Below are 19,424 nucleotides of genomic sequence, written 5' to 3'. Positions count from 1 at the left end.
GAGGGCTACTGCGCCTCGAAGTCCTCGGGGGTGACCTGGTCGAGGAACTCGCGGAACTTCTCGACCTCGTCCTCCTGCTCGGCCGGCACGGCGAGACCGGCCTCGTCGAGGACCTCCTCGGCGCAGACGATCCGGGTCCCGGTCCGCAGCGCCAGGGCGATCGAGTCGGACGGCCGCGCACTCACCTCGGCGCCGGACCCGAAGACCAGCGTCGCGAAGAAGACGCCGTCCTTGACGTCGGTGATCCGGACCTCGGTCAGCTCGTTGCCGGTCGCCTCGAGCACGTCCTTCATCAGGTCGTGCGTCAGCGGCCGGGGCGGCACCACTCCCTGCTGGGCGAAGGCGATCGCGGTCGCCTCCACAGCGCCGATCCAGATCGGCAGGTAGCGCTCCCCCGAGACCTCGCGCAGCAGCACGATGGGCTGGTTCGACGGCATCTCCACCCGGACACCCATGACATCCACTTCGCGCACATCGCCACCCTACTCCGGCCGACGACATGGCCCCGACGGCCCTACGACGAGCGCAGACCGGCCTTCACCAGCGTCGCGTGCAGCCGGACCGAGAGCGCGGCGATCTCGCTCACGGCCTCCTCGGCGCGGGCCTTGGCGGCGGCGTCCCGGCCGCGCTTGTGGGGGGCGACGACCTGCTCGACCAGGCCGACCTCGCGGTCGGCGGCGGTCTTGAACGCACGCAGGTGGCGTGGCTCGAAGCCGAAGTCGGCGAGCTCGCGGGCGGTCTGGGCGATGACCAGGCAGTCGGTGTCGTAGTGACCGGTGCCGGGGCGCGGCGAGATCAGGCCGAACTGCTCGAGCTGGTCGAGGAGGTCCTCGGAGATCTCGGCGATCTTGACCAGCTCGCGCCGGGAGAGCCGCAGCTGGTCACTGCGGCGGAAGGACTCAGGCGAGGGCAGCCCGTCGGCCGCGAGCGCGACCCGCGGGACCGTGGGGACCACGGCGTCGATCGGCGGCGGCTCGAGGCCGCGATCGATCGCGTCGAGGTGCTCTCCGATCACCTTCAGCGGGAGGTAGTGGTCGCGCTGCATGCGCAGCACGTAGCGCAGCCGCTCGACGTCCTCGGCCGAGAACTTCCGGTAGCCCGACGGCGTGCGGTCGGGCTTGATCAGGCCCTTGTCCTCGAGGAACCGGATCTTCGGGATGGTGATGCCCGGGAAGTCGGGACGCAGGAGGTCGAGCACCTCCCCGATGTTCATCCGGCCCCGGGACGAGCCCGGGGTCGGCGCCGTCACGGCCACGGGCTCAGGCGCTCTCTTGTCCGGAGAAGAAGACCAGCCGGTACTTGCCGATCTGGACCTCGTCGCCGTCGGTGAGCAGCACCCGGTCGATCCGGTCGCGGTTGACGTAGGTCCCGTTGAGACTGCCGACGTCGCTGACCGTGAACGACGCGCCCTCGCGCGTGAACTCGGCGTGCCGGCGGGACACGGTGACGTCGTCGAGGAAGATCTCGCTGTCCGGGTGCCGACCGGCCTTCACCACGTCGGCGTCGAGCAGGAACCGGCTGCCGGAGCCGGGGCCGCGCTGGACCACCAGGAGCGCGTGGCCCGTCGGGAGCGCGTCGACCGCGGCCGCGTCGACCGGGTTGAGCTGACGGTCCGAGGTCTCCGCCTTGTCGCCGACCCCGATCTGGATCGTGGCCGTGGACTCCCCCACGGGCTCGCTGACGGTCGTGTCGTCAGCGGCAGGCGCCGGCTCGGCGCTCGCGAGCCGGGTCCCGCACTGCGAGCAGAAACGGGCGTCGTCGGGGTTCTGCCTGCCACATGCTGTGCAGAACGGCATCGGTCATCCTCCGGAGTCGTGCGTGAAACCCCAGGTCCCCCAAGGCGGAACCCTCAAGGCCGGGCTGAGGTTGACGGTTGTCCGAACCTATCAGCCCCAGCCTCGCGCTCAAGCCGGTTCGGGCCTCGCGGGCGGGACGGTCAGGAGCCGAGGGACTCGACGTACGCCGCGGCGTCCATCAGCTCGTCGAGCTGGGTCGGGTCGGACGGGACGACCTCGAAGAGCCAGCCGCCGGAGTAGGGGTCGTTGTTGACCAGCTCGGGGGTCGCGTCGAGGGCCTCGTTGCGGGCCACCACCTCGCCGGAGACCGGCGCGTAGACGTCGCTGACCGACTTGGTCGACTCCAGCTCGCCGCAGGTGCTGCCGGCCTCGATGGTGTCGCCGACCTCGGGGAGCGAGACGTAGACGATGTCGCCGAGGGCGTCCTGGGCGAAGTGGGTGATGCCCACCCGGACCGACCCCTCCTGCTCACCGGGCGAGCGCAGCCACTCGTGCTCGGAGGTGTACTGAAGGTCGTCGGGGTACAAGGCGTCTCCTCTGGTCCGAGCGGGCGGGGCGGTGCAACGGTGCCTGCGAAGGCTACTGCCCGGGAGCGGCCTGGGCGTACTCCGGATCCACGACGTCGCGCACCGCGGTGATCTCAAGGCGGCCGGGGTCCTTGAAGGTGAGGGTGCCCCCGTCGATCTCCTCGACCTGGTATCGCGGCCCGAGCGGGAAGGTGAGCGCACCCTCGAGGCTGTGCGGATCCCCGATCACGTCGAAGACGTACGGCGGTTCGAGCTGCTGCCCGTCGATCACGATCCCGCCCACGCCCTCCGAGAAGGCGCTCTGCGCCACCAGCCGGACCTGCCCGTCGACCTGGATCGCCTCGGCACTGCCGGTGCGCAGCTCCTGGACCATGTCGAGCAGGGTCTCGGCGCTGACCGGGCCGGTCTTCTCCTTGACGGTGATCCGGAGGCCGGGCCCGGTCACCGGCACCTGACCGGCGAGGATCCGCAGCGTCTCGGCCTCGGTCCGGGCCTGCCCGAGAGCGGCCTGGCGACGGTCGGAGTCGGAGCGGAGCTCGTCGCGGGTGTCCTCGAGCCGCGAGATCTCGGCCTCGGCCCGCTGGCTGGTGCCGGCGAGGCCGGTGAGCACGTCGATCAGGTCCTGCTCGCGGTAGCCGGCGAAGTCGGCGTCGTCGACCTGGGTGTCGCGGACCTGGGTGATCGCCGCGAACGCCAGCAGCCCGAGAAGCACGGCCACCACGGCCTGCCCACGCGACGGGCGGGTGAGGGCCCGCTGCAGCCGCTCCCGTCCGCTGGCGGGAGCCTCGTGGGGGGTCGGGTCAGGCATGGAACAGGTGCCTCCGGATCGCCGCGACGTTCGAGAAGATCCGGATGCCGAGGACGACGATGACGCCGGTCGAGAGCTGGCCGCCGACGCCGAGCTGGTCGCCGAGGTAGACGATCGCCGCCGCGATCACGACGTTGCTCACGAACGACACCACGAAGACCTTGTCGTCGAAGATGCCGTCGAGGTAGGCGCGCAGGCCGCCGAACACGGCGTCCAGGGCGGCGACCACGGCGATGGGCAGGTAGGGCTCCAGGGACTGCGGGACGTCGGGCTCGAAGACGAGCCCCAGCACGATCCCGGCGAGCAACCCGAGTGCGGCGATCACGGCGTGGTTCCCTCCTCGGCCCTACGGTCGGACTGCGTCGTGGCCACGGAGGCGTTCCGCAGTCGCTTGTCGCGGGCGGCCGGCAGCACCATCGAGTCCTCATTGTCCATGTCGAAGCGGAAGCCGTAGCGGTCCTGGAGCGCGTCGAACCGCTCGAACGTGTCGGTGTCGAGCAGGTCGGCGGCGAGCCGGCCCGAGTCGCCGATCGCCTGCAGCGTGTACGGCGGAAGCAGCGCCGACGACTCCACGTTGATGGCGACGTCGGAGTTGTTGATCGAGGTCACCACGCTGAGCCGGTGCCCGTTGAGCGCGATCGCCTCCGCACCCGCCTGCCACAGGCCGTTGATCAGCAGGAAGAGGTCCTCCTTGCGGATCCGCTCCTCCCCCTGCTCGGGATCGTCGACGGTGATCCGGACGCCCGGGCCGCGCACCGCCACCCCACCGGTGCGGACCGAGAGACGCTCGTTGGCGTCGGCCACCGACTGCTGGGCGGCGTCGGTGCGGTCCTGCTCGTCCTCGAGATCGGCGATCTCGTCGCGCAGGTCGGCGAGGCTCACCTGCTGCGCGGCCACGTCGGCCCGCTGGTTGAGGATCTGCTCGATCAGGCTCTCCCGGCCCGCGTCGACCGTGTCGGCGTTGCGGTTGGTCTGCACCGCCGCGGTCGTGACCAGCACGCCGAAGACGGCGACGACCGCCACCACGGCAGCGGTACGACGCCCGCGGTGGCCCGGTGGCGGGTTCGCCCCGCCGCGGGCCACCCGCCGCTCGGCGGCGTGCAGGTAGTCCTCATCGAGGGACTGCTGGGTGATCAGGGTGAGCAGCGGCATGGTCACCCGGGCCGGCAGCCGCTCCTTCGTGTCAGCCATGGCGGGCCGCCGTCGTCCGGCGCTCGGTGGTGGCGAGCAGCCGGCGTACCTGCCAGGCGTAGAGGACGCCGGCCCACCAGTAGAGCCCGATCCCCCAGAACGCGAAGGCCCAGCCGAAGACGTCGGCGAGCGTGGCGACCGTCCCGTCGCCGTCGCCGAGGAGCAGCAGCGGGAAGGCGTAGAGCAGGTTGAAGGTGGCGGCCTTGCCCAGGAAGTGCACCGGCAATGCGCTGTAGCCGCGGGTTCGCAGCAGCGGCACCAGGCCCCACATCAGCAGGTCGCGCAACGGCAGGGAGACCGCCATCCACCAGGGGATGACGTCGCGCAGGGCCAGGCCGACAACGACCGCCAGGATGTAGAGACGGTCGGCGACCGGGTCCAGGATCTGCCCGACCACCGTGGTCTGGTTGAACCGGCGCGCGAGCCAGCCGTCGGCGAAGTCGGTGAAGCCGGAGACCATCAGCAGGGCCAGCGCCCACCCGTCGGCCTCGGGTCCCAGCACCAGCCAGAGGAAGACCGGGACCCCGGCGAGGCGCAGCATGCTGAGCACGTTGGGCAGCGTCCATACCCGGTTGGTCGCCGCCGCCTCGTCCACCACGGTCGACACCCTAGATCGTGGGGAGGTCAGACCTGCTCCTCGAGGTGGGCCGCGTCGCGGATCTCTCCGATCAGCTCCTCGATCACGTCCTCGAGCGTGGCCAGTCCGACGGTGGTGCCGTCGGGGTCGACCACCCGCGCCATGTGGGCGCCACGCCGCTGCAGCTGCTCCAGCGCGTCGTGCAGCGCGTCCTGCGCGGTGACCGGCGCGAACGGTCGGATCCACTTGTCCTCGATCGGGCGCAGGCGACGCTCCTCGTCGGGCTCCAGCACGTCCTTGATGTGCAGGTAGCCGAGCAGCTCGCCGTCGTCGCCCTCCACCGGGAACCGGCTGAAGCCGGTCGCGGCGCAGAGCGCCTCGACGTCGGCGGCGGACGAGCCCCGCCGTACGGTCGAGAGGGTCGCCCGGGGCATCAGCACCGCGGACACGGTCTTCTCCGTGAAGCCCAGCGCACCCGCCAGCCGGTCGTACTCGTCGTCCTCCAGCAGTCCCTCTCCCCGGGACTCCTCGACCAGCGCCGCGACCTCCTCGCGGGTGTAGCTGGAGCTGATCTCGTCCTTGGGCTCCACCTTCAGCAGCCGCAGGGTGCCGTTGGCGATCGCGTTGAGCGCGACGATGACGGGGCGCAGGACGGTCACGACGCCGAGCATCGGCGGACCGAGCACGAGGGCGGCCCGGTCGGGGCCGGCGATCGCGATGTTCTTCGGGACCATCTCGCCGAGCACGACGTGCAGGAAGACCACGATGGCCAGCGCGATCACGAACGAGATCGGGTGCACCAGCCCGTGCGGGACGTCCAGACCCTCGAACAGCGGCTCCAGCAGGTGGGCGACGGCGGGCTCGCCGACCGCACCCAGCCCGACCGAGCAGATGGTGATGCCGAGCTGGGCGCCCGCCATCATCAGCGAGACGTTCTCCATGGCGCGCAGGGTGGTGCGCGCCATCCGCGAGCCGGCCTGGGCGCGCGGCTCGATCTGGCTGCGCCGAGCCGAGATGAGCGCGAACTCCGCGCCGACGAAGAAGGCGTTGAAGGCGAGCAGCAGCACGGCCACCACCAGGGCGGTGTAGTCGCTCATCAGGCGTCCGTCCCTTCCAGCAGCCGCAACGAGAGGCGGTCGACCCGGAGGCCGTCCATGTGCTCGACGGTCAGCACCGCGAGCTGCTCGCGCGGCTCGTCGGGGTCGGAGCGGTCGGGCACCGGCACCTCGGCCAGGTCGCCGCGCTGCGGGATCCGGCCGAGCACCTTCAGCACCAGGCCAGCGACGGTGTCGTAGTCCTCGTCGTCGGGCAGCTCGATGCCGGTCAGGTCCTCCACCTCGTCGGGACGCAGCAGGCCCGAGATCGACCACGATCCGTCGCGCCGGTGGCGGGCCCGGGAACCGCTGCGGTCGTGCTCGTCGGAGATGTCACCGACGATCTCCTCGATCACGTCCTCGAGGGTCACGATGCCGGCGTGCCCGCCGTACTCGTCGAGGACGACGGCCATCTGGAAGCCGTCCTCGCGCAGCAGCGCCAGCAGCGGGTCGAGGCGCAGCGAGTCCGGGACCACGATCGGCTTGACCATCAGGTGCTTGACCTTGGTGGTCGAGCGCTCGTGCAGCGGCAGCGCGACGGCGTGCTTCACGTGGACCGTGCCGACCACGGCGTCGTCGGCGTCGAGCACCGGGAAGCGGGAGTGCCCGGTGTGCCGGGCGGCCTCGATGATCGCGCTGGCCCGGTCGTTGACCTCGAGGCTGTAGGTGCGCACCCGCGGCGTCATGATCTCGCCGGCGGAGCGGGTGCCGAACTCCACCGAGCGCTCCATCAGCTCGGCGGTCTCGGCGTCGAGGGTGCCCTCGTCGGCCGAGCGCTGGATCAGCGAGGCCAGCTCGGTGGAGCTGCGCGCCGAGCGCAGCTCCTCCTGCGGCTCGATCCCGAGCCGGCGGACCAGAGCGTTCGCGGAGCCGTTGAGGAAGCGGATCGGGATCCGGTTGACGGCGGTGAACGCGCGCATCACGCCCTGGGTGGCCCGAGCGGTCTCGAGCGGCAGCGCGATCGCGTAGTTCTTGGGCACCAGCTCGCCGAACAACATGGTCAGCACGGTGCCGAGGACCAGGCCGAACGCGATCGCGATCGGGCTCACCGCGCCGGACGGCGTGCCCACCGCCTCCAGCGGTCCGCGGACCAGCTCGGCGATGGCCGGCTCGGCCAGGAAGCCGATGCCGAGGTTCGTGAGCGTGATGCCGACCTGGGCTCCGGAGAGCTGGGTCGAGAGGCTGCGGAGCGCGGTCTGCACACCCTGGGCGCCGACGTCGCCGGCGGCCGCCGCCTGCTCGACCCGGTTGCGGTCGACGGTGACGAACGAGAACTCCGCCGCGACGAAGACGCCGCACAGCAGGACCAGCACCAGGGCGAGGGCCAGGAGCAGGAGGGAGGTGGTCATCGGCGCTCCCCTGACGGGAGCGAACTACTTTGAGAGCCGTCCATGGGGCGGGAGGTGAGTCCTTCGAGACGTAGCCGGATGAGTCGCAAAGCATACTGACCCGTGACCTGATCCGCCGCACTCCGGGAGCTCCTCGCCTTAGGCTGGACGCGGTCGCCTCGAGCTCCCGGGGCGGTCGGCCTCCTCGTCCCCCCCTCCGTGGAGAACCTCCATGCCTCCCCTCTCGGGCACCCGTCGCACGCTCCTGACCGGCTCGGTCGCGGTCGCCGGCAGCGGCTCCGCCGTCCTCCTCCCCTCGACCGCCGACGCCGCCGTGTCCTACCGCGCCGTCCGCTACCGCGGCCGCCGCAAGCTCCTCTCGGCCGCCGACCGGCACCTCGTCAACCGCTTCTCGTACGGCGTCACGCCCGCCCTCACCCAGCAGGTACGACGGGCCGGTGGCGCCGAGAAGTGGTTCGCCCGGCAGCTCCGGCCGGGCAGGGTCTCCGACCGCGGCGTGCCGAACCACTTCGGCTGGTGGTCCGGCCTGTCCCGCGGGCCGGCCGAGCTCTGGAAGCGTCAGGCCGCCGACGTCGAGGGGGTCTGGGAGGTCACGGCCGACTACGCCCGCGCCTGCCTGCTCCGACGGACCTACTCGCGCCGCCAGGTCCTGGAGGTGATGACCGAGTTCTGGGAGAACCACCTGCACGTCCCGGTCAACGGCGACGCGCACGGACTGTTCCGGGCGTCGTACGGCCGGACGATCCGCAAGCACGCGCTCGGCCGCTTCGACCGGATGCTCCAGGCCACGACGGTGCACCCCGCGATGCTCGTCTACCTCGACGGGGCGGTGTCGACCGCCCGGCACCCGAACGAGAACCTCGGTCGCGAGCTCCTGGAGCTGCACACCGTCGGCCGCGGCGCCTACACCGAGGCCGACGTCCGCGGGTCGGCCCGGATCCTCACCGGCTGGCACGTCGACATGTGGAAGACCTGGAAGCCGTCGTACGTCCCCGCCGACCACGCCACCGGCGCGGTCTCGGTCGTCGGGTTCAAGCACCCCAACCGCTCGCGGGACGGGCGCGCGGTGACCATGGCCTACCTCGCGCACCTCGCCCACCACCCGGCGACGGCGCGCCACCTGGCCCGGAAGCTCGCGGTCAAGTTCGTCCGCGACAACCCGTCGCCCGCCCTGGTCTCCCGGCTGGCCCGGGTCTACCTGAAGAACGACACGGCGATCGCGCCGGTGCTGCGGGCGCTGGTCGCGTCGAAGGAGTTCAAGCGCAGCGCCGGCGACAAGGTGCGCGACCCCGGCGAGGACCTGGTCGCCACCCTCCGGGTCCTCGGCGTGCGCTTCGCGCGTCCGCCCGAGGGGAGGAAGGGCGACGAGTACGCCGCGACCCAGGTGCTCTGGCAGGCCAGCAGCATCGGCACCACGCCGTTCGGCTGGCCCCGACCGGACGGACAGCCCATCGACAGCGAGTCCTGGTCATCGCCGTCCCGGCTGATCGCCTCGATGCAGGTCCACTACAGCCTCAGCGGCGGCTGGTGGCCGAAGACCGGGATCGCCTACCGCAAGCCGCGGCAGTGGCTGCCGCGGCGGTCGATCCGCTTCGACCAGCTCGTGGACCACCTCTCCCAGCAGCTGCTCGGCCGGCACTCGACCAAGCGGCTGCTGGCCGCCTGCTGCCAGGCGGTCGACGTACGGCCGCACGAGCGGATCACCGCCGACCACGGCCTGGTGAAGTGGTCCTTCCCTCGGCTGCTCGTCACCTTCCTCGACTCCCCCACCCACCTGACCCGGTGATCGCGATGACCTCCCCGACCCCCTGCTGCCCGGAGTACGCCGCCGTCACCCGCCGTGGGCTCTTCCGTGGCGTCGCGCTCGCCGGCGTCACCACCGTCGTCGGCTCCGCCGTGGTGACCACCTCACCCGCGCAGGCCCTCGCGCCCGCCCGGTCCGTGCTCGTCGTGCTGTCCCTGCGCGGCGCGGCCGACGGCCTGTCGCTGGTGGTGCCCTACACCGACCCCGTCTACTACGCCGCGCGCCCGAAGATCGCCATCCCGGCGGATCGGCTGCTCGCACGCAACGGGACCTTCGGCCTGCACCCGCGGCTGAGCGCCCTGGTCCCGCTCTGGACCGCGGGCAAGGTCGCGGCCATCCACGCCACCGGCCTGCCGGTCGCGAACCGGTCCCACTTCGCCGCCATGGAGGCCGTCGAGGACGCGAACCCGGGCTCGACCACCCGCCAGGGCTGGTTGAACCGGCTGATCGGCACCGATGCGAGCCGCTCCCCGCTCGAGGGGTTCCACCTCGGCCGCAGCGTCGTCCCGACCTCCCTGTACGGCCCTCAGCCGGTGATGGCCGCGGACCGGCCGGACGGGCTCTCGATCCCGGCCGGCGACCAGCGCGGCCGCACCCGGTCCCTGCACACCCTGTGGGACTCGGACCGCTCCCCGCTCGGCCGGGGGATGCGGTCGGCCTTCGAGGCGGTGAACGGGTTCGGGCCGGTCCAGGCCGCCGCCGACCGCACCAGCAGCTACGCGGCGACCGACCTCGGCAAGGCCCTCGCCCAGGTCGCCCGGGTGGTCCGGGGCGATGTCGGGACCGAGGTGATCACCGTCGACCAGGGCGAGTGGGACCACCACAACGGTCTCGGGACGCTCGAGTGGGGCTCGATGCGCGATAACGCCCAGGAGTTGGCCACAGCCGTGGCGGCGTTCTTCGGCGACCTCGGTCCGCACACCGGCAAGGTCACGATGGTGGTGCTCAGCGAGTTCGGGCGCCGGGTACAGGAGAACGCGAACTTCGGCCTCGACCACGGTCACGGCAACGTGATGCTGGCGATCGGCGCGGGCGTGAAGGGCGGCTACTACGCGAGCTGGCCCGGCCTGACCAACACCTCCGACGCCGACCTGGGGGTCACCACCGACTACCGCAACGTCCTGGCCGACGTCGTCCAGTCCCGTTTCGGCGCCTCGATCCCCCGGGTCTTCCCGGGGCTGAAGCGCAAGCGGGTCGGGTTCATGCAGGGCGTCTGAGCCCGCCGTACGGCGCGGTGCAGCAGGTCAGGTAGACGGCGAGGGCACCCCGGGGACGAGGTCGCACGACTTCCGGGCGTGCTCGGTGATCGCGGTGCCGGCCGCGTCGACCTCCTGGCCGAGGGCCAGCACGTCGCCCTGGATCGCGGCCAGCTTCTCCTCCTGCTCGGGCGTCAGCTCGAAGGTCGTGAGGTCGTCGACCGAGATGCCGGCCTCGGCCAGCTCGTCAGACAGCTTGGCGAAGGCCTCGCGGATCCGATCCCACTCGTCCGCGATCTCCACGGGCGCGTTCTCGGCCAGCCTCTCGGTCGTCTCGGCGAAGGTGTCGAAGGTCTCCGAGGCACCCAGACCGGCCAGGAGCGAGGGGAAGTCCACCACGCTCTCGCAGTAGGCCCCGTCCGCGGCACCGCTGCCCGAGGTGTCGACGCCGACGCCGTCACCCGGGTCGCCGTCACTGCACCCGGCGAGCAGTGCGGCTCCCGCCGCCGCTGCGGCCGCCCACGTCGCGATCGTGCGCATCCGATGTTCCCCTCGGGTCGTGACGCGGCGGACCCCCGCGCCGCGCACCACCCTAGTCACGGGTGGCGCGCGGGCGGGGGTCCGTGGTGCGTCAGCTCGAGGGGGACGGCGACGCCGAGTCGTCGGACCCGTCGAGGTCGATGTCGCACTCGGACTCGGCGTGGTCGGAGATCTTCTCGCCCGCTCCGTCGAGGTCCTCGCCGATCTTGGTCAGCTCCTCCTGGAGCGTGGCCATGGCCTCGGGGTCGGCGCTCTGCAGCGCCGTGGGGTCGTCGAGGTCCTCGATCGACAGACCGGCCTCCTCGAGCTTGTCCTCGAGCTGGCCGAACGCGTCCTGGATCTTCTCCCAGTCGCCGGACACCTCGTCCGGCGCCTCGTCGGCGAGCTCCTCGGCGGCGTCCTTGAACTTCGTGAAGCTCGAGGCGTCCGAGGTGTTCTGGAGGGTGTCGCGGAAGCCGCTCAGCTTGTCGCAGTACGACGAGTCGCCGCCGCCCCCGCCACTGGCGTCGTCGCTCCCGCTGCCGTCGTCACCGCCGCAGGCGGCGAGCGCGCCGGCCCCCAGCACGATCGCCGCGGCCCACGTCCCGATTCGTCTCACGTCGTCTCCTCTGCTTGGTGACGCGCGCCGATGCGGCGCGCACCCCCGACGGTGCCCACACCCGCCGAGACCGCAAACGTGGCACACCTCATCCGGTGGCCAGCGCCGACGGAAGCAGGGCGCGGTCAGGTTCGTCGTCGTGGCCGGAGCCGCTCGCGCAAGACACCCGCCACGGCGACGTCCCCGTGGGGTCGATCCCCGTGAGCCGGGCTCAGGCGACGAAGGCGAGCTTGCTCTCGACGAGCGCCAGCACCGGCGGGGTGATGTCGGTGATGCCGTGCGTCTCCGCCGCGTGCCCGGCCACCTGGGCCAGCAGCTGATCGCGGTCGGCGTGCTCGAATCGGGCTGCGCATCCCGGCATGACGTCACCGCAGGCGAGCTTGAACAAGGTGGATCCCCCAGATCTTCAACGTGGCAGCCGCACCCAGAGCACGGCCCTCTCCTCATCCTGATCGGCACCGAGGGTGCCGCCATGAGCGATCACCAGGGCTCGGGCCAGGTAGAGGCCGATCGTGACCCCGGTGCCGTCGTCGTTGAGGTCGAACGGCTCGAAGAGCGCCTGCAGGACGTCGAGGTCGATCGGGTCGGCATCCCGGACCACGCGCAGCTCCACCCAGGGCGGCACCTCCGCGGTCTCCAGCCGCAGCTCGCGCGGGGTCGGGATCGAGTGACCGGCCTGCCACAGGTCGCGCAGCACGTGCCGGAAGAGGTCGGGATCGGCGCGGACCGTGACGTCCGGGCCGAGCCCCCCGATCTCGCCGAGATCGGTCAGCCCGTCCGCGAGCTCGCCGACGGTCACCGACCGCGGCTCCAGGCGCAGCCGGCCGAGCGACGCGGCGGCCAGCAGCTCGACGTCGACGACCCGATCGGCGAGCCGGGCCAGGGCATCGTCGAGCCGGTCGACCGAGCGGGCCAGGACGCTCGGCGGCAGCTCGTCCTCGCGCAGCATCGCCACCCAGCCGCGGGCGACGGTGAGCGGCGAGCGGAGCTCGTGGGCGAAGGCCGCCAGGAAGCGGTCGCGCTGGGTGGCCGCGTCCGGGTCCGGTCGGTTGGTGACCTGCGCCGTACCGGCGTCGACGAAGGTGCGCACCCAGCGCTCGAGGACCGCGGGGTCCACCTGCCAGCGGCGCGCGACGGCGTGCGTCGGCTGACCCCCGAGCACCTCCAGGGTCGCGGCGACCCGGGCGTCCCGGGTCCCGTCGGCGTCCCGGTCGACCGGCACCAGGTGCGGCCGGAGGCGGCGCTGCTCGGAGCTCACGTCCGAAGGATCGGCAGCCGACGGCCCGACGTGAGGCTCAGAGGCCGCAGTGGGTGGAGAAGAAGCCGCGCAGCGCCGCGCGGCGCTTGTCGCCGATCGGCAGGAAGTACGACGCCGCGTCGCCCAGCTCGGGCGCGACGACCCGGACCCCGACCAGGGTGCCCACCTTGTCCTCGGCGAGGGCGTGCGGGTCACAGCGGGTCGGCACCAGCCGGAGCACGACCTCGGCCGGCGGGTCCTTCGGGCCGAGCGGCACGGCCGGGGTTCGGTCGGCGACCGGCGACCCCGGGGCCGCGCGGAACAGCACGGTGTCCTCGAACCCCCCGAACGCGACATCGTCACGGTCCCCGGTGGGCGTCAGGGTGACGGGCAGCTCGAAGACCGACGCCCGGCCGGATCCGACGACCCGCGGCGTCCCGAGCTCGACCGTCGCGGCCTCGGCCAGCACCTCCTCGGCGCAGTCGCGGTCGAGAAACAACCCGATCGCGCCGTACCGGTCGGTCGCCGTGGCCTCCGAGACCTGCTCCGGCCCGTCGTCGATGCGGTAGGTCAGCCGGACGTGCGCGTCGGACCCGTCGCCGCACCGGCCGTGGGGCACCTCGAACGGCAGGTCGGCCTCGTTCTCGAAGTCCTTCTCCCCCGCCCACGTGACCTCGCCGAAGCGCGGCGAGCTGATCTCGGCGTGGGTCACGGTGACCTGGCGGTCCGGCTCGTTCACCAGCCGCACGTAGGCCGTCCGCGTGACCCGGAACAGCCGCCCCTGGTCGACGTAGGCTGAGAGTCCGGCGGGCATCGCGACCACCTCGGGGCCGGTTCCTCCGGGGCCTGAGGAGTCACCTCCCGCGCATCCCCCGAGCGCCACCGCAGCGACCAGCAGGAGGGCGAGTCGCACGCGGATCACAGTGCTCACTCTAGGACGGCGCACCGATGTCATCAGCCGCAACATTCCAGCCCTATGATCCGCGCGTGCACACGCTCGACGCTCTCGCGTACTTCCCCGACGACCCCACCCGGGTCTACCAGCTCCTGCAGTGGCTGCCGGTCCTCGAGCGGCTCCACGAAGAGCATCCCGTCGGGATCGTCACGCGGGACCCCGAGAGCGCGCAGGTCTGCCTGGACCGCACCTCGCTGCCGGTCTTCCTGGTGCCGTCGTTCCCCGAGCTCACCGAGCTGTACGCCGGGCTCGGCGCCAAGGTCGTCCTGTACTGCAACAACTCGATGCGCAACTTCCAGTCGCTCATCGACGGGCGGATGCTGCACGTGCACATCAACCACGGCGAGAGCGACAAGCAGAGCATGGCCAGCAACAACGCCAAGGCCTACGACCGGGTGTTCGTCGCCGGCGAGGCGGCGGTCCAGCGGCACGAGGCCGGGCTGCTGGAGTTCGACACCTCGCGCCTGGTCCGCATCGGCCGGCCCCAGCTCGATCTGCGGCCCGAGCCGATCCTCGGGGCGACGGAGCGTCGTACGGTGCTCTACGCCCCGACGTGGGAGGGCGACGCGGACTACAACGACTACACGTCGGTCGACGTCTTCGGCCCCGAGATCGTCCGGGCGATCCTGGCGGTCCCGGATGCGCGCGTGGTCTACAAGCCGCACCCGAAGGTCACGACGAGCCTCACCCCGGCCATCCGCCGGGGCCATGACGAGATCCTGGCGCTGGTCGCGGCCGCGGCGCGGCAGGAGCCGGACGCGGGCCACGAGTCGGTGATCGTCGGCGACATCCTCGCGGTGATGCCCGACTGCGACGCGATGATCACCGACGTGTCCTCGGTGGGCCTGGACTGGCTCTACCTGCGCACCGAGAAGCCGATCTTCATCACCGACCGGCACCACGACGGCGAGCGACTGCGCCAGGACGTGCCGGTGAGCCGGTGTGCCGACGTCCTCGACACCGCGGCGGTCGCCGATCTCACCGCACTGCTGACCGCGCGGCTCGAGCACGACGAGCACCACCTGGCCCGGGTGGCGATGCGCCACCACTACTTCGACGACCTCCAGGTCGGCGACAGCACGACGCGGTTCCTCGGCGCGGTCGCCGAGCTCGTCGAGCTGCGCGACCGGCTGGTCGGCGCGGTGCCGCCGGACGCGGCGGCGACCGCCTGAGGGGTCAGGCGGGTCAGGCGGTCTCGGCCGAGACGATGACAGCGGAGAGCTTCACGCCCGAGCGGGGGCTGTAGGTCACCGTCGTCCCGACCTCGGCGCCGAGGATGGCGCGACCCAGCGGGCTGGCGGGGGTGACCGTGTCGACGCCGGCGGAGGCCTGCTCGACCGAGCCGACGACGTACGTCTCGGGCCCGTCGCCCAGGTCGAGGGTGACGACGTCACCGACGGAGACCACCCCGTCGGTGTGCTGCTGCCGGCCGGCCTGCTCGATCTCGAGCTCGATGGTGGCGATGCGCTCATCGAGCAGCTGCAGGCGGATGGTCGCCTCGACGTTGGTGGCGCGGTCGGCGACGTCGCCGACGGCCTCGAGGCGGCTCTCGGCCAGGACCTGCTCACGCTCGACGCGGAGCGCCTCGAGGCGCTCGGCGAGGAGGGCCGAGGCGCTGCCCGGGGTGCTGGTGGCGGAGGTGAGGGTCAAGGGAGGCTCCTTCAGGTGTCCGGACGTCGTGCGGCCCGTCCCTGGGACGGTCCGGGCAGAGCCGCAACCACGCTGGTCGCCCAGTCATTCCCGCTGCTCCGAGGGGAGAGTAGACCGCGCGGGCAAACGGCGTGTTTCCCCGCCGGGAGCAGAGGCGTAACGTGACGGGATCCTGACGCGTTGGGGGGACACGGGTCCAGCCACAGGCCCGGTGCCCGACCTCACGACGGGAGGACCCATGACCCAGGGCGACGTCGAGACCTACTTCTCCTGCGGCGCGTGGCGCAACCGCGTCGTCGGGCGCGGCGAGCTGCCCGGCCAGCACGCCAGCCGTCAGCAGGCCGCCCGCGTCGGCAGCGTCATCGCCCTCGCCCGGCACGTGCACCACCTGATCCGCTACGCCGGTCCCGGCGGCGCCGAGGACGGCGTGCGAGTCCGAGCCTGATCGGCTGCGAACGGCGACCTGACAGGTTCCTGACAACTCGTCCCTAGCGTCGCCGTCATGCTGACGCTCCGTGGCCGCCGGGCCCTCTCGCTCCTCGCCCTCCCGCTGCTGGTCGCGCTGACCTCCTGCGGGAGCGACGCCTCCGACCCCCGGGTGGCCTCGCTCCCCCCGACGGCGAGCACCCCCGCGGCGACGACCCCTCCCGCCGGTGCTCCGACCGGGTCGCCGACGGGCGCCTCCGCCGGCCAGGGCGACCGTCGTCCGGTCTTCCGGGTCGACGACAGTCCCGAGCGTCGGGCCACCATCTGGAACGCCTACAACACCTGTCTGCTGGAGAACGGGGCGAAGGCGCCGACGGGCGACGGGCCGGCGGTCGCGCTCGGCGCGAACGGCGAGGGCGATCCCGGCGTCCTCGTCGACTACCCCGCTCCGCCGGAGGCGCAGGCGGCCTGCCTGCAGCTGGAGCCGGTCCAGCCGCCGGCGCTGGAGGCGGCCACCAACCCGGACTTCCACGAGCAGCGACAGGCCTACGTGCAGTGCCTGCAGGACGGCGGCCTGTGGGTCACCCTCCTCACCGACGACCAGCTCGACTGGACCTACTCCGAGGGCCACTCGGTGCCGGACGACTCGGCCGAGCTCGAGCAGACCTGCCTGGTGCAGGCGTTCGGGGCGGCGTGATGCCGCCCCTGCGCGGGCGGATCCTCGTCGCGGCCGCCGTGCTCCTGGTCGTCGCCGGGGGAACCGGGGCCGGGCTGCTGCTGACCGGCCGTGACGCCAGCCCGTCCGGCCCGGCCCCCGCCCCCGACGTGGCGACGGTCTCCGTGGTCCGGGGCGACCTCCGCCAGGCCACCCAGGTCACCGGCGAGCTCGGGTACGGCGCCCCGGTGACCGTGACCGGACGTGGTCCCGGCATCGTCACCTGGCTGCCGTCGGCGGGCCTCACGGTCCGCCGCGGGGAGCAGCTCTACCGGGTCGACGACTCCCCCGTCGCCGTCCTGTACGGCGACCTGCCCCTCTACCGGACGCTCACCGCGGACCCGGCCCCGCCCGAGCGCGACGAGGACGAGGACGAGGACGAGGACGAGGACCGTAAGGGCGGGGACGACCCGCCGCCCGACGTACCGCTGCTGACCGGGAACGACGTCGACCTGGTCGCGACCAACCTGGCCGCCCTGGGTCTCTACGGCGGGACGACCGAGGACGCGACCTACGGCTCGCTGCTGGCCGGCGCGGTCGCGGACTGGCAGGAGGCCCGTGGCCTGGAGGGCACCGGGGTCCTGGAGCCGGGCGAGGTCGTCGTGGTGGCGGGCGCCGTGCGCGTCGACGCGGTCACCGCACAGGTCGGCGCGGACGCCGCTGCGGACGTGCTGACCGTGACCAGCACCCGCCGCTCGATCGTCCTGCAGGCACCGCCGGACCTGGCCCGGTCGCTGGCGCCCGGCCGCCGCGTGCGCGTCTCGCTCGCGGACGGGCGGCGGCTCCGCACCCGGATCGTCTCCATCGGTGGCCGGGCCACGAGCGACGACGAGAGTGGCGGCCCGCCCACGGTCGCCGTGGTCGTCGAGGCCGCGCGCGCCGGGCAGCTCGCGGACGCCGTCCTCGGACCGGTGACGGCCTCGATCACGACCGCCGCCCGGAAGGACGTCCTGCAGGTCCCGGTGACCGCGCTGCTGACCCTGGCCGGCGGCGGGCACGCGGTGGAGCGGTCCGACGGCACCCTGGTGCCGGTGACCCTCGGGATGGTGGCCGACGGCCTGGTCGAGGTCACGGGTCTCGAGGACGGCGACACCGTCGTGGTGGCGTCGTGACCGTCCTGCGGCTGACCGCCGTCCGCAAGGAGTACGCCGGCGGCGTGGTCGCCCTGCACGAGGTGGACCTGGCCGTGGAGCGTGGCGAGGACCTGGCCATCGTCGGGCCGTCCGGGTCCGGTAAGTCGACCCTGCTCCACCTGATGGGCACCCTGGACCGGCCGTCGTCGGGCACCGTCGAGATCGCGGGCGAGCGGACCGGCGACCTCGGCGACGCGGCGGTCTCACGGCTGCGGGCGCGCTGGCTCGGCTTCGTCTTCCAGCAGTCCCACCTCGCCGATCGGCTGAGCGCCGCCGACAACGTCGCCACCGGCCTCCTGTACGCCGGGGTGCCGCGCCGCCGGCGTCGCGGCCTCGCCCTCGAGGCACTCGAGCGGGTGGGGCTGGCCCACCGGGCCACCCACCTGCCCCACGAGCTGTCCGGCGGCGAGCGCCAGCGCGTCGGCATCGCCCGCGCGCTGGTCAACCGTCCCGCCCTGGTCCTGGCCGACGAGCCGACCGGCGCCCTGGACCAGGCGACCGGGCGCCAGGTGCTCGCGCTCTTCCGCGAGCTGCACGTCGAGGGCACCACGATCGCCCTGATCACCCACGACCCGGCCGTCGCCGCCACCTTCGCGCGTCGCGTCGAGATCCGCGACGGCCGGCTCTCCCCGGTGGTGGTCGCATGAGCAGCGCACTCGTCGACGCCCTGGTCCTCGGCTGGCACGGCGTCCGCGGCCGGCCCGGTCGTGCGGTGATGAGCGCGGTCGGGATCGCCCTCGGCATCGCCACCCTGGTGCTGGTGACGGGCATCCCGGCCAGCGGGCAGGCCGACCTGGACCGCCGGCTCAGCGAGCTCGGCACGGACGTGCTCGTCGCGCAGCCGAACGGGGCGAGCGACCCGGCTCCCACCCTCCCCGAGGAGGTGGCCGCCATGGTCCGTCGGATCCCGCCGGTCGAGGCCGCCGCGGCCGTCGCCAACCTCAACGCGCGGGTGCTCGGCGACCCGCTGGCCGACCCCAACCGGACCGCGGGTATCACCACCCTGGCCGCCACGCCGGACCTGTTGGCCGCCGTGCGGGGCCGGGTCGAGGCCGGGGTCTTCCTCAGCGACGCGACCGTCGACCTCCCGGCGGTGGTGCTCGGCGCCCGCGCCGCCGCCTGGCTCGGGGTCGACGGCGTGGACCCGGCGCGGCCCCGCCAGCTGCTGGTCGACGACACCTGGATGAGCGTGGTCGGCGTCCTCGCACCCATGCCGCTCACCCCCGAGCTGGAGCAGGCGGCGTTCGTCGGCGCGGGCGCCGCTCGCGCTCACCTCGGGTACGACGGCCGCCCCACGGTCGTCTACCTCCGGGCCGTCGAGTCGCAGGTCGAGGCGGTCCGCGACGTGCTACCGGCGACGCTGGACCCGACGCTGCCGGGGCTGATCTCGGTCAGCCGCCCGTCCGACGCGCTCGCCGCGAAGCGCGCCACCCAGGGCACCTTCGCGGCGCTCTTCCTCGGGCTGGCCGGCGTCGCGCTCGCGGTCGGCGGGATCGGGGTGGCCAACACGATGATCGTGTCCGTGCTGGAGCGGCGCCGCGAGATCGGCCTGCGGCGAGCGCTCGGGGCGACCCGGCGCGACGTACGACGGCAGTTCCTCACCGAGGCGGTGCTGCTCTCGCTGCTGGGCGGTGCGGCCGGGACGGCGACCGGGGTGCTCGGCAGCGTCGGGTACGCGGTCGCGCGCGGGTGGCCGGCCGTCGTCCCCCTGCCCGCCGTGGCGGGTGGCGTGCTGGGCGCGGTGGTCGTCGGTGCGCTGGCCGGCATCTACCCCGCCGTCCGCGCCTCCCGCCTCTCCCCCACCGCCGCCCTGGCGACGGCTTAGGGT

The 19,424-nt window shown here is 72.9% G+C and carries 24 protein-coding genes; 8 read left to right on the top strand and 16 right to left on the bottom strand.

Annotated elements, in window-relative coordinates; genetic code table 11:
- Positions 1–5: 5 nt before the first annotated feature.
- The 10 genes from BLT76_RS24040 to BLT76_RS23995 form a co-directional block, all read right to left on the bottom strand.
- Complete coding sequence (locus tag BLT76_RS24040) at positions 6–473, bottom strand: bifunctional nuclease family protein (protein WP_090860844.1); 468 nt, start codon at positions 471–473, stop codon at positions 6–8.
- A 41-nt stretch (positions 474–514) separates the two neighbouring features.
- Entirely contained in the window at positions 515–1,249 is a 735-nt protein-coding gene (gene ftsR / locus BLT76_RS24035; RefSeq protein ID WP_425287104.1) for a transcriptional regulator FtsR, read from the bottom strand.
- Positions 1,250–1,259: 10 nt separating this feature from the next.
- Positions 1,260–1,796: a zinc-ribbon and FHA domain-containing protein gene (locus BLT76_RS24030; RefSeq protein WP_090860843.1), complete on the bottom strand. Its 537-nt coding sequence runs from the start codon at positions 1,794–1,796 to the stop codon at positions 1,260–1,262.
- Positions 1,797–1,936: 140 nt separating this feature from the next.
- Entirely contained in the window at positions 1,937–2,323 is a 387-nt protein-coding gene (gcvH, locus tag BLT76_RS24025; protein WP_090860842.1) for a glycine cleavage system protein GcvH, read from the bottom strand.
- A gap of 52 nt (positions 2,324–2,375) precedes the next feature.
- Entirely contained in the window at positions 2,376–3,131 is a 756-nt protein-coding gene (locus BLT76_RS24020) for a DUF881 domain-containing protein (protein ID WP_090860841.1), read from the bottom strand.
- Positions 3,124–3,456 (bottom strand): small basic family protein, encoded by a 333-nt coding sequence (locus tag BLT76_RS24015; RefSeq protein WP_090860840.1) that lies wholly within the window; start codon positions 3,454–3,456, stop codon positions 3,124–3,126. Before BLT76_RS24015 ends, BLT76_RS24020 begins: the two co-directional genes overlap by 8 nt.
- Positions 3,453–4,322: a DUF881 domain-containing protein gene (locus BLT76_RS24010; protein WP_090860839.1), complete on the bottom strand. Its 870-nt coding sequence runs from the start codon at positions 4,320–4,322 to the stop codon at positions 3,453–3,455. Before BLT76_RS24010 ends, BLT76_RS24015 begins: the two co-directional genes overlap by 4 nt.
- Complete coding sequence (clsA, locus tag BLT76_RS24005; protein WP_280139659.1) at positions 4,315–4,929, bottom strand: cardiolipin synthase ClsA; 615 nt, start codon at positions 4,927–4,929, stop codon at positions 4,315–4,317. The genes BLT76_RS24010 and clsA overlap by 8 nt, the downstream gene beginning before the upstream one ends.
- 17 nt (positions 4,930–4,946) lie before the next feature.
- Positions 4,947–5,996 (bottom strand): hemolysin family protein, encoded by a 1,050-nt coding sequence (locus BLT76_RS24000; RefSeq protein WP_090860838.1) that lies wholly within the window; start codon positions 5,994–5,996, stop codon positions 4,947–4,949.
- Positions 5,996–7,342: a hemolysin family protein gene (locus tag BLT76_RS23995; protein WP_090860837.1), complete on the bottom strand. Its 1,347-nt coding sequence runs from the start codon at positions 7,340–7,342 to the stop codon at positions 5,996–5,998. Before BLT76_RS23995 ends, BLT76_RS24000 begins: the two co-directional genes overlap by 1 nt.
- Positions 7,343–7,553: 211 nt before the next feature.
- Between BLT76_RS23995 and BLT76_RS23990 the strand changes: the two genes are divergently transcribed.
- Entirely contained in the window at positions 7,554–9,128 is a 1,575-nt protein-coding gene (locus BLT76_RS23990) for a DUF1800 domain-containing protein (protein WP_090860836.1), read from the top strand.
- A gap of 5 nt (positions 9,129–9,133) precedes the next feature.
- The gene (locus BLT76_RS23985) at positions 9,134–10,363 is read left to right on the top strand and encodes a DUF1501 domain-containing protein (RefSeq protein ID WP_139175846.1); all 1,230 of its coding nucleotides are present in this window, start codon (positions 9,134–9,136) and stop codon (positions 10,361–10,363) included.
- A gap of 27 nt (positions 10,364–10,390) precedes the next feature.
- Here BLT76_RS23985 and BLT76_RS23980 read toward each other — a convergent pair whose 3' ends face one another.
- The 5 genes from BLT76_RS23980 to BLT76_RS26020 form a co-directional block, all read right to left on the bottom strand.
- Entirely contained in the window at positions 10,391–10,882 is a 492-nt protein-coding gene (locus tag BLT76_RS23980; RefSeq protein ID WP_090860834.1) for a hypothetical protein, read from the bottom strand.
- Positions 10,883–10,973: 91 nt separating this feature from the next.
- On the bottom strand, positions 10,974–11,480 hold the full coding sequence (locus tag BLT76_RS23975) for a hypothetical protein (protein WP_090860833.1): 507 nt from the start codon (positions 11,478–11,480) through the stop codon (positions 10,974–10,976).
- A gap of 211 nt (positions 11,481–11,691) precedes the next feature.
- A complete protein-coding gene (locus BLT76_RS23970) occupies positions 11,692–11,868 on the bottom strand; it encodes a DUF1059 domain-containing protein (protein WP_090860832.1) in 177 nt (58 codons plus the stop codon).
- Between the two features lie 18 nt (positions 11,869–11,886).
- On the bottom strand, positions 11,887–12,738 hold the full coding sequence (locus tag BLT76_RS23965) for a sensor histidine kinase (RefSeq protein ID WP_170867238.1): 852 nt from the start codon (positions 12,736–12,738) through the stop codon (positions 11,887–11,889).
- A 37-nt stretch (positions 12,739–12,775) separates the two neighbouring features.
- Positions 12,776–13,639, bottom strand: coding sequence for a hypothetical protein (locus BLT76_RS26020; RefSeq protein WP_170867237.1), 864 nt, complete (start codon positions 13,637–13,639; stop codon positions 12,776–12,778).
- A gap of 65 nt (positions 13,640–13,704) precedes the next feature.
- Here BLT76_RS26020 and BLT76_RS23960 point away from each other — a divergent pair, with 65 nt between their 5' ends.
- Positions 13,705–14,844, top strand: a complete 1,140-nt coding sequence (locus tag BLT76_RS23960; protein ID WP_170867236.1) for a CDP-glycerol glycerophosphotransferase family protein — start codon at positions 13,705–13,707, stop codon at positions 14,842–14,844.
- A 13-nt stretch (positions 14,845–14,857) separates the two neighbouring features.
- Here the strand turns inward: BLT76_RS23960 and BLT76_RS23955 are convergent, their stop codons facing one another.
- Entirely contained in the window at positions 14,858–15,322 is a 465-nt protein-coding gene (locus BLT76_RS23955; protein WP_170867235.1) for a GreA/GreB family elongation factor, read from the bottom strand.
- Positions 15,323–15,560: 238 nt separating this feature from the next.
- Between BLT76_RS23955 and BLT76_RS23950 the strand changes: the two genes are divergently transcribed.
- Genes BLT76_RS23950 through BLT76_RS23930 form a run of 5 tightly spaced genes read left to right on the top strand, consistent with a single transcriptional unit; the run spans position 15,561 to position 19,421 of the window.
- Entirely contained in the window at positions 15,561–15,767 is a 207-nt protein-coding gene (locus tag BLT76_RS23950) for a hypothetical protein (protein ID WP_090860828.1), read from the top strand.
- A 57-nt stretch (positions 15,768–15,824) separates the two neighbouring features.
- Positions 15,825–16,445 (top strand): hypothetical protein, encoded by a 621-nt coding sequence (locus tag BLT76_RS23945; RefSeq protein WP_090860827.1) that lies wholly within the window; start codon positions 15,825–15,827, stop codon positions 16,443–16,445.
- A complete protein-coding gene (locus tag BLT76_RS23940; protein WP_139175844.1) occupies positions 16,445–17,575 on the top strand; it encodes a peptidoglycan-binding domain-containing protein in 1,131 nt (376 codons plus the stop codon). Before BLT76_RS23945 ends, BLT76_RS23940 begins: the two co-directional genes overlap by 1 nt.
- Positions 17,572–18,243: an ABC transporter ATP-binding protein gene (locus BLT76_RS23935; RefSeq protein WP_090860825.1), complete on the top strand. Its 672-nt coding sequence runs from the start codon at positions 17,572–17,574 to the stop codon at positions 18,241–18,243. The genes BLT76_RS23940 and BLT76_RS23935 overlap by 4 nt, the downstream gene beginning before the upstream one ends.
- Entirely contained in the window at positions 18,240–19,421 is a 1,182-nt protein-coding gene (locus BLT76_RS23930) for an ABC transporter permease (RefSeq protein ID WP_090860824.1), read from the top strand. Before BLT76_RS23935 ends, BLT76_RS23930 begins: the two co-directional genes overlap by 4 nt.
- The last annotated feature ends 3 nt before the right edge of the window (positions 19,422–19,424 follow it).

It is taken from the genome of Nocardioides lianchengensis (genome assembly GCF_900101465.1).
Taxonomy (GTDB): Bacteria; Actinomycetota; Actinomycetes; order Propionibacteriales; family Nocardioidaceae; genus Nocardioides; species Nocardioides lianchengensis.
Note: the sequence above shows the minus strand (reverse complement) of the source record. Positions and strands in the feature narration are given on the sequence as shown.

Bases quoted from the DNA above. Each gene is read 5' to 3' on its own strand.
- BLT76_RS24030 (WP_090860843.1), bottom strand. From the start codon at position 1,796: ATGCCGTTCTGCACAGCATGTGGCAGGCAGAACCCCGACGACGCCCGT.
- BLT76_RS24020 (WP_090860841.1), bottom strand. From the start codon at position 3,131: ATGCCTGACCCGACCCCCCACGAGGCTCCCGCCAGCGGACGGGAGCGG.
- BLT76_RS24010 (WP_090860839.1), bottom strand. From the start codon at position 4,322: ATGGCTGACACGAAGGAGCGGCTGCCGGCCCGGGTGACCATGCCGCTG.
- BLT76_RS24000 (WP_090860838.1), bottom strand. From the start codon at position 5,996: ATGAGCGACTACACCGCCCTGGTGGTGGCCGTGCTGCTGCTCGCCTTC.
- BLT76_RS23995 (WP_090860837.1), bottom strand. From the start codon at position 7,342: ATGACCACCTCCCTCCTGCTCCTGGCCCTCGCCCTGGTGCTGGTCCTG.
- BLT76_RS23990 (WP_090860836.1), top strand. From the start codon at position 7,554: ATGCCTCCCCTCTCGGGCACCCGTCGCACGCTCCTGACCGGCTCGGTC.
- BLT76_RS23985 (WP_139175846.1), top strand. From the start codon at position 9,134: ATGACCTCCCCGACCCCCTGCTGCCCGGAGTACGCCGCCGTCACCCGC.
- BLT76_RS23980 (WP_090860834.1), bottom strand. From the start codon at position 10,882: ATGCGCACGATCGCGACGTGGGCGGCCGCAGCGGCGGCGGGAGCCGCA.
- BLT76_RS23950 (WP_090860828.1), top strand. From the start codon at position 15,561: ATGACCCAGGGCGACGTCGAGACCTACTTCTCCTGCGGCGCGTGGCGC.
- BLT76_RS23945 (WP_090860827.1), top strand. From the start codon at position 15,825: ATGCTGACGCTCCGTGGCCGCCGGGCCCTCTCGCTCCTCGCCCTCCCG.
- BLT76_RS23940 (WP_139175844.1), top strand. From the start codon at position 16,445: ATGCCGCCCCTGCGCGGGCGGATCCTCGTCGCGGCCGCCGTGCTCCTG.
- BLT76_RS23930 (WP_090860824.1), top strand. From the start codon at position 18,240: ATGAGCAGCGCACTCGTCGACGCCCTGGTCCTCGGCTGGCACGGCGTC.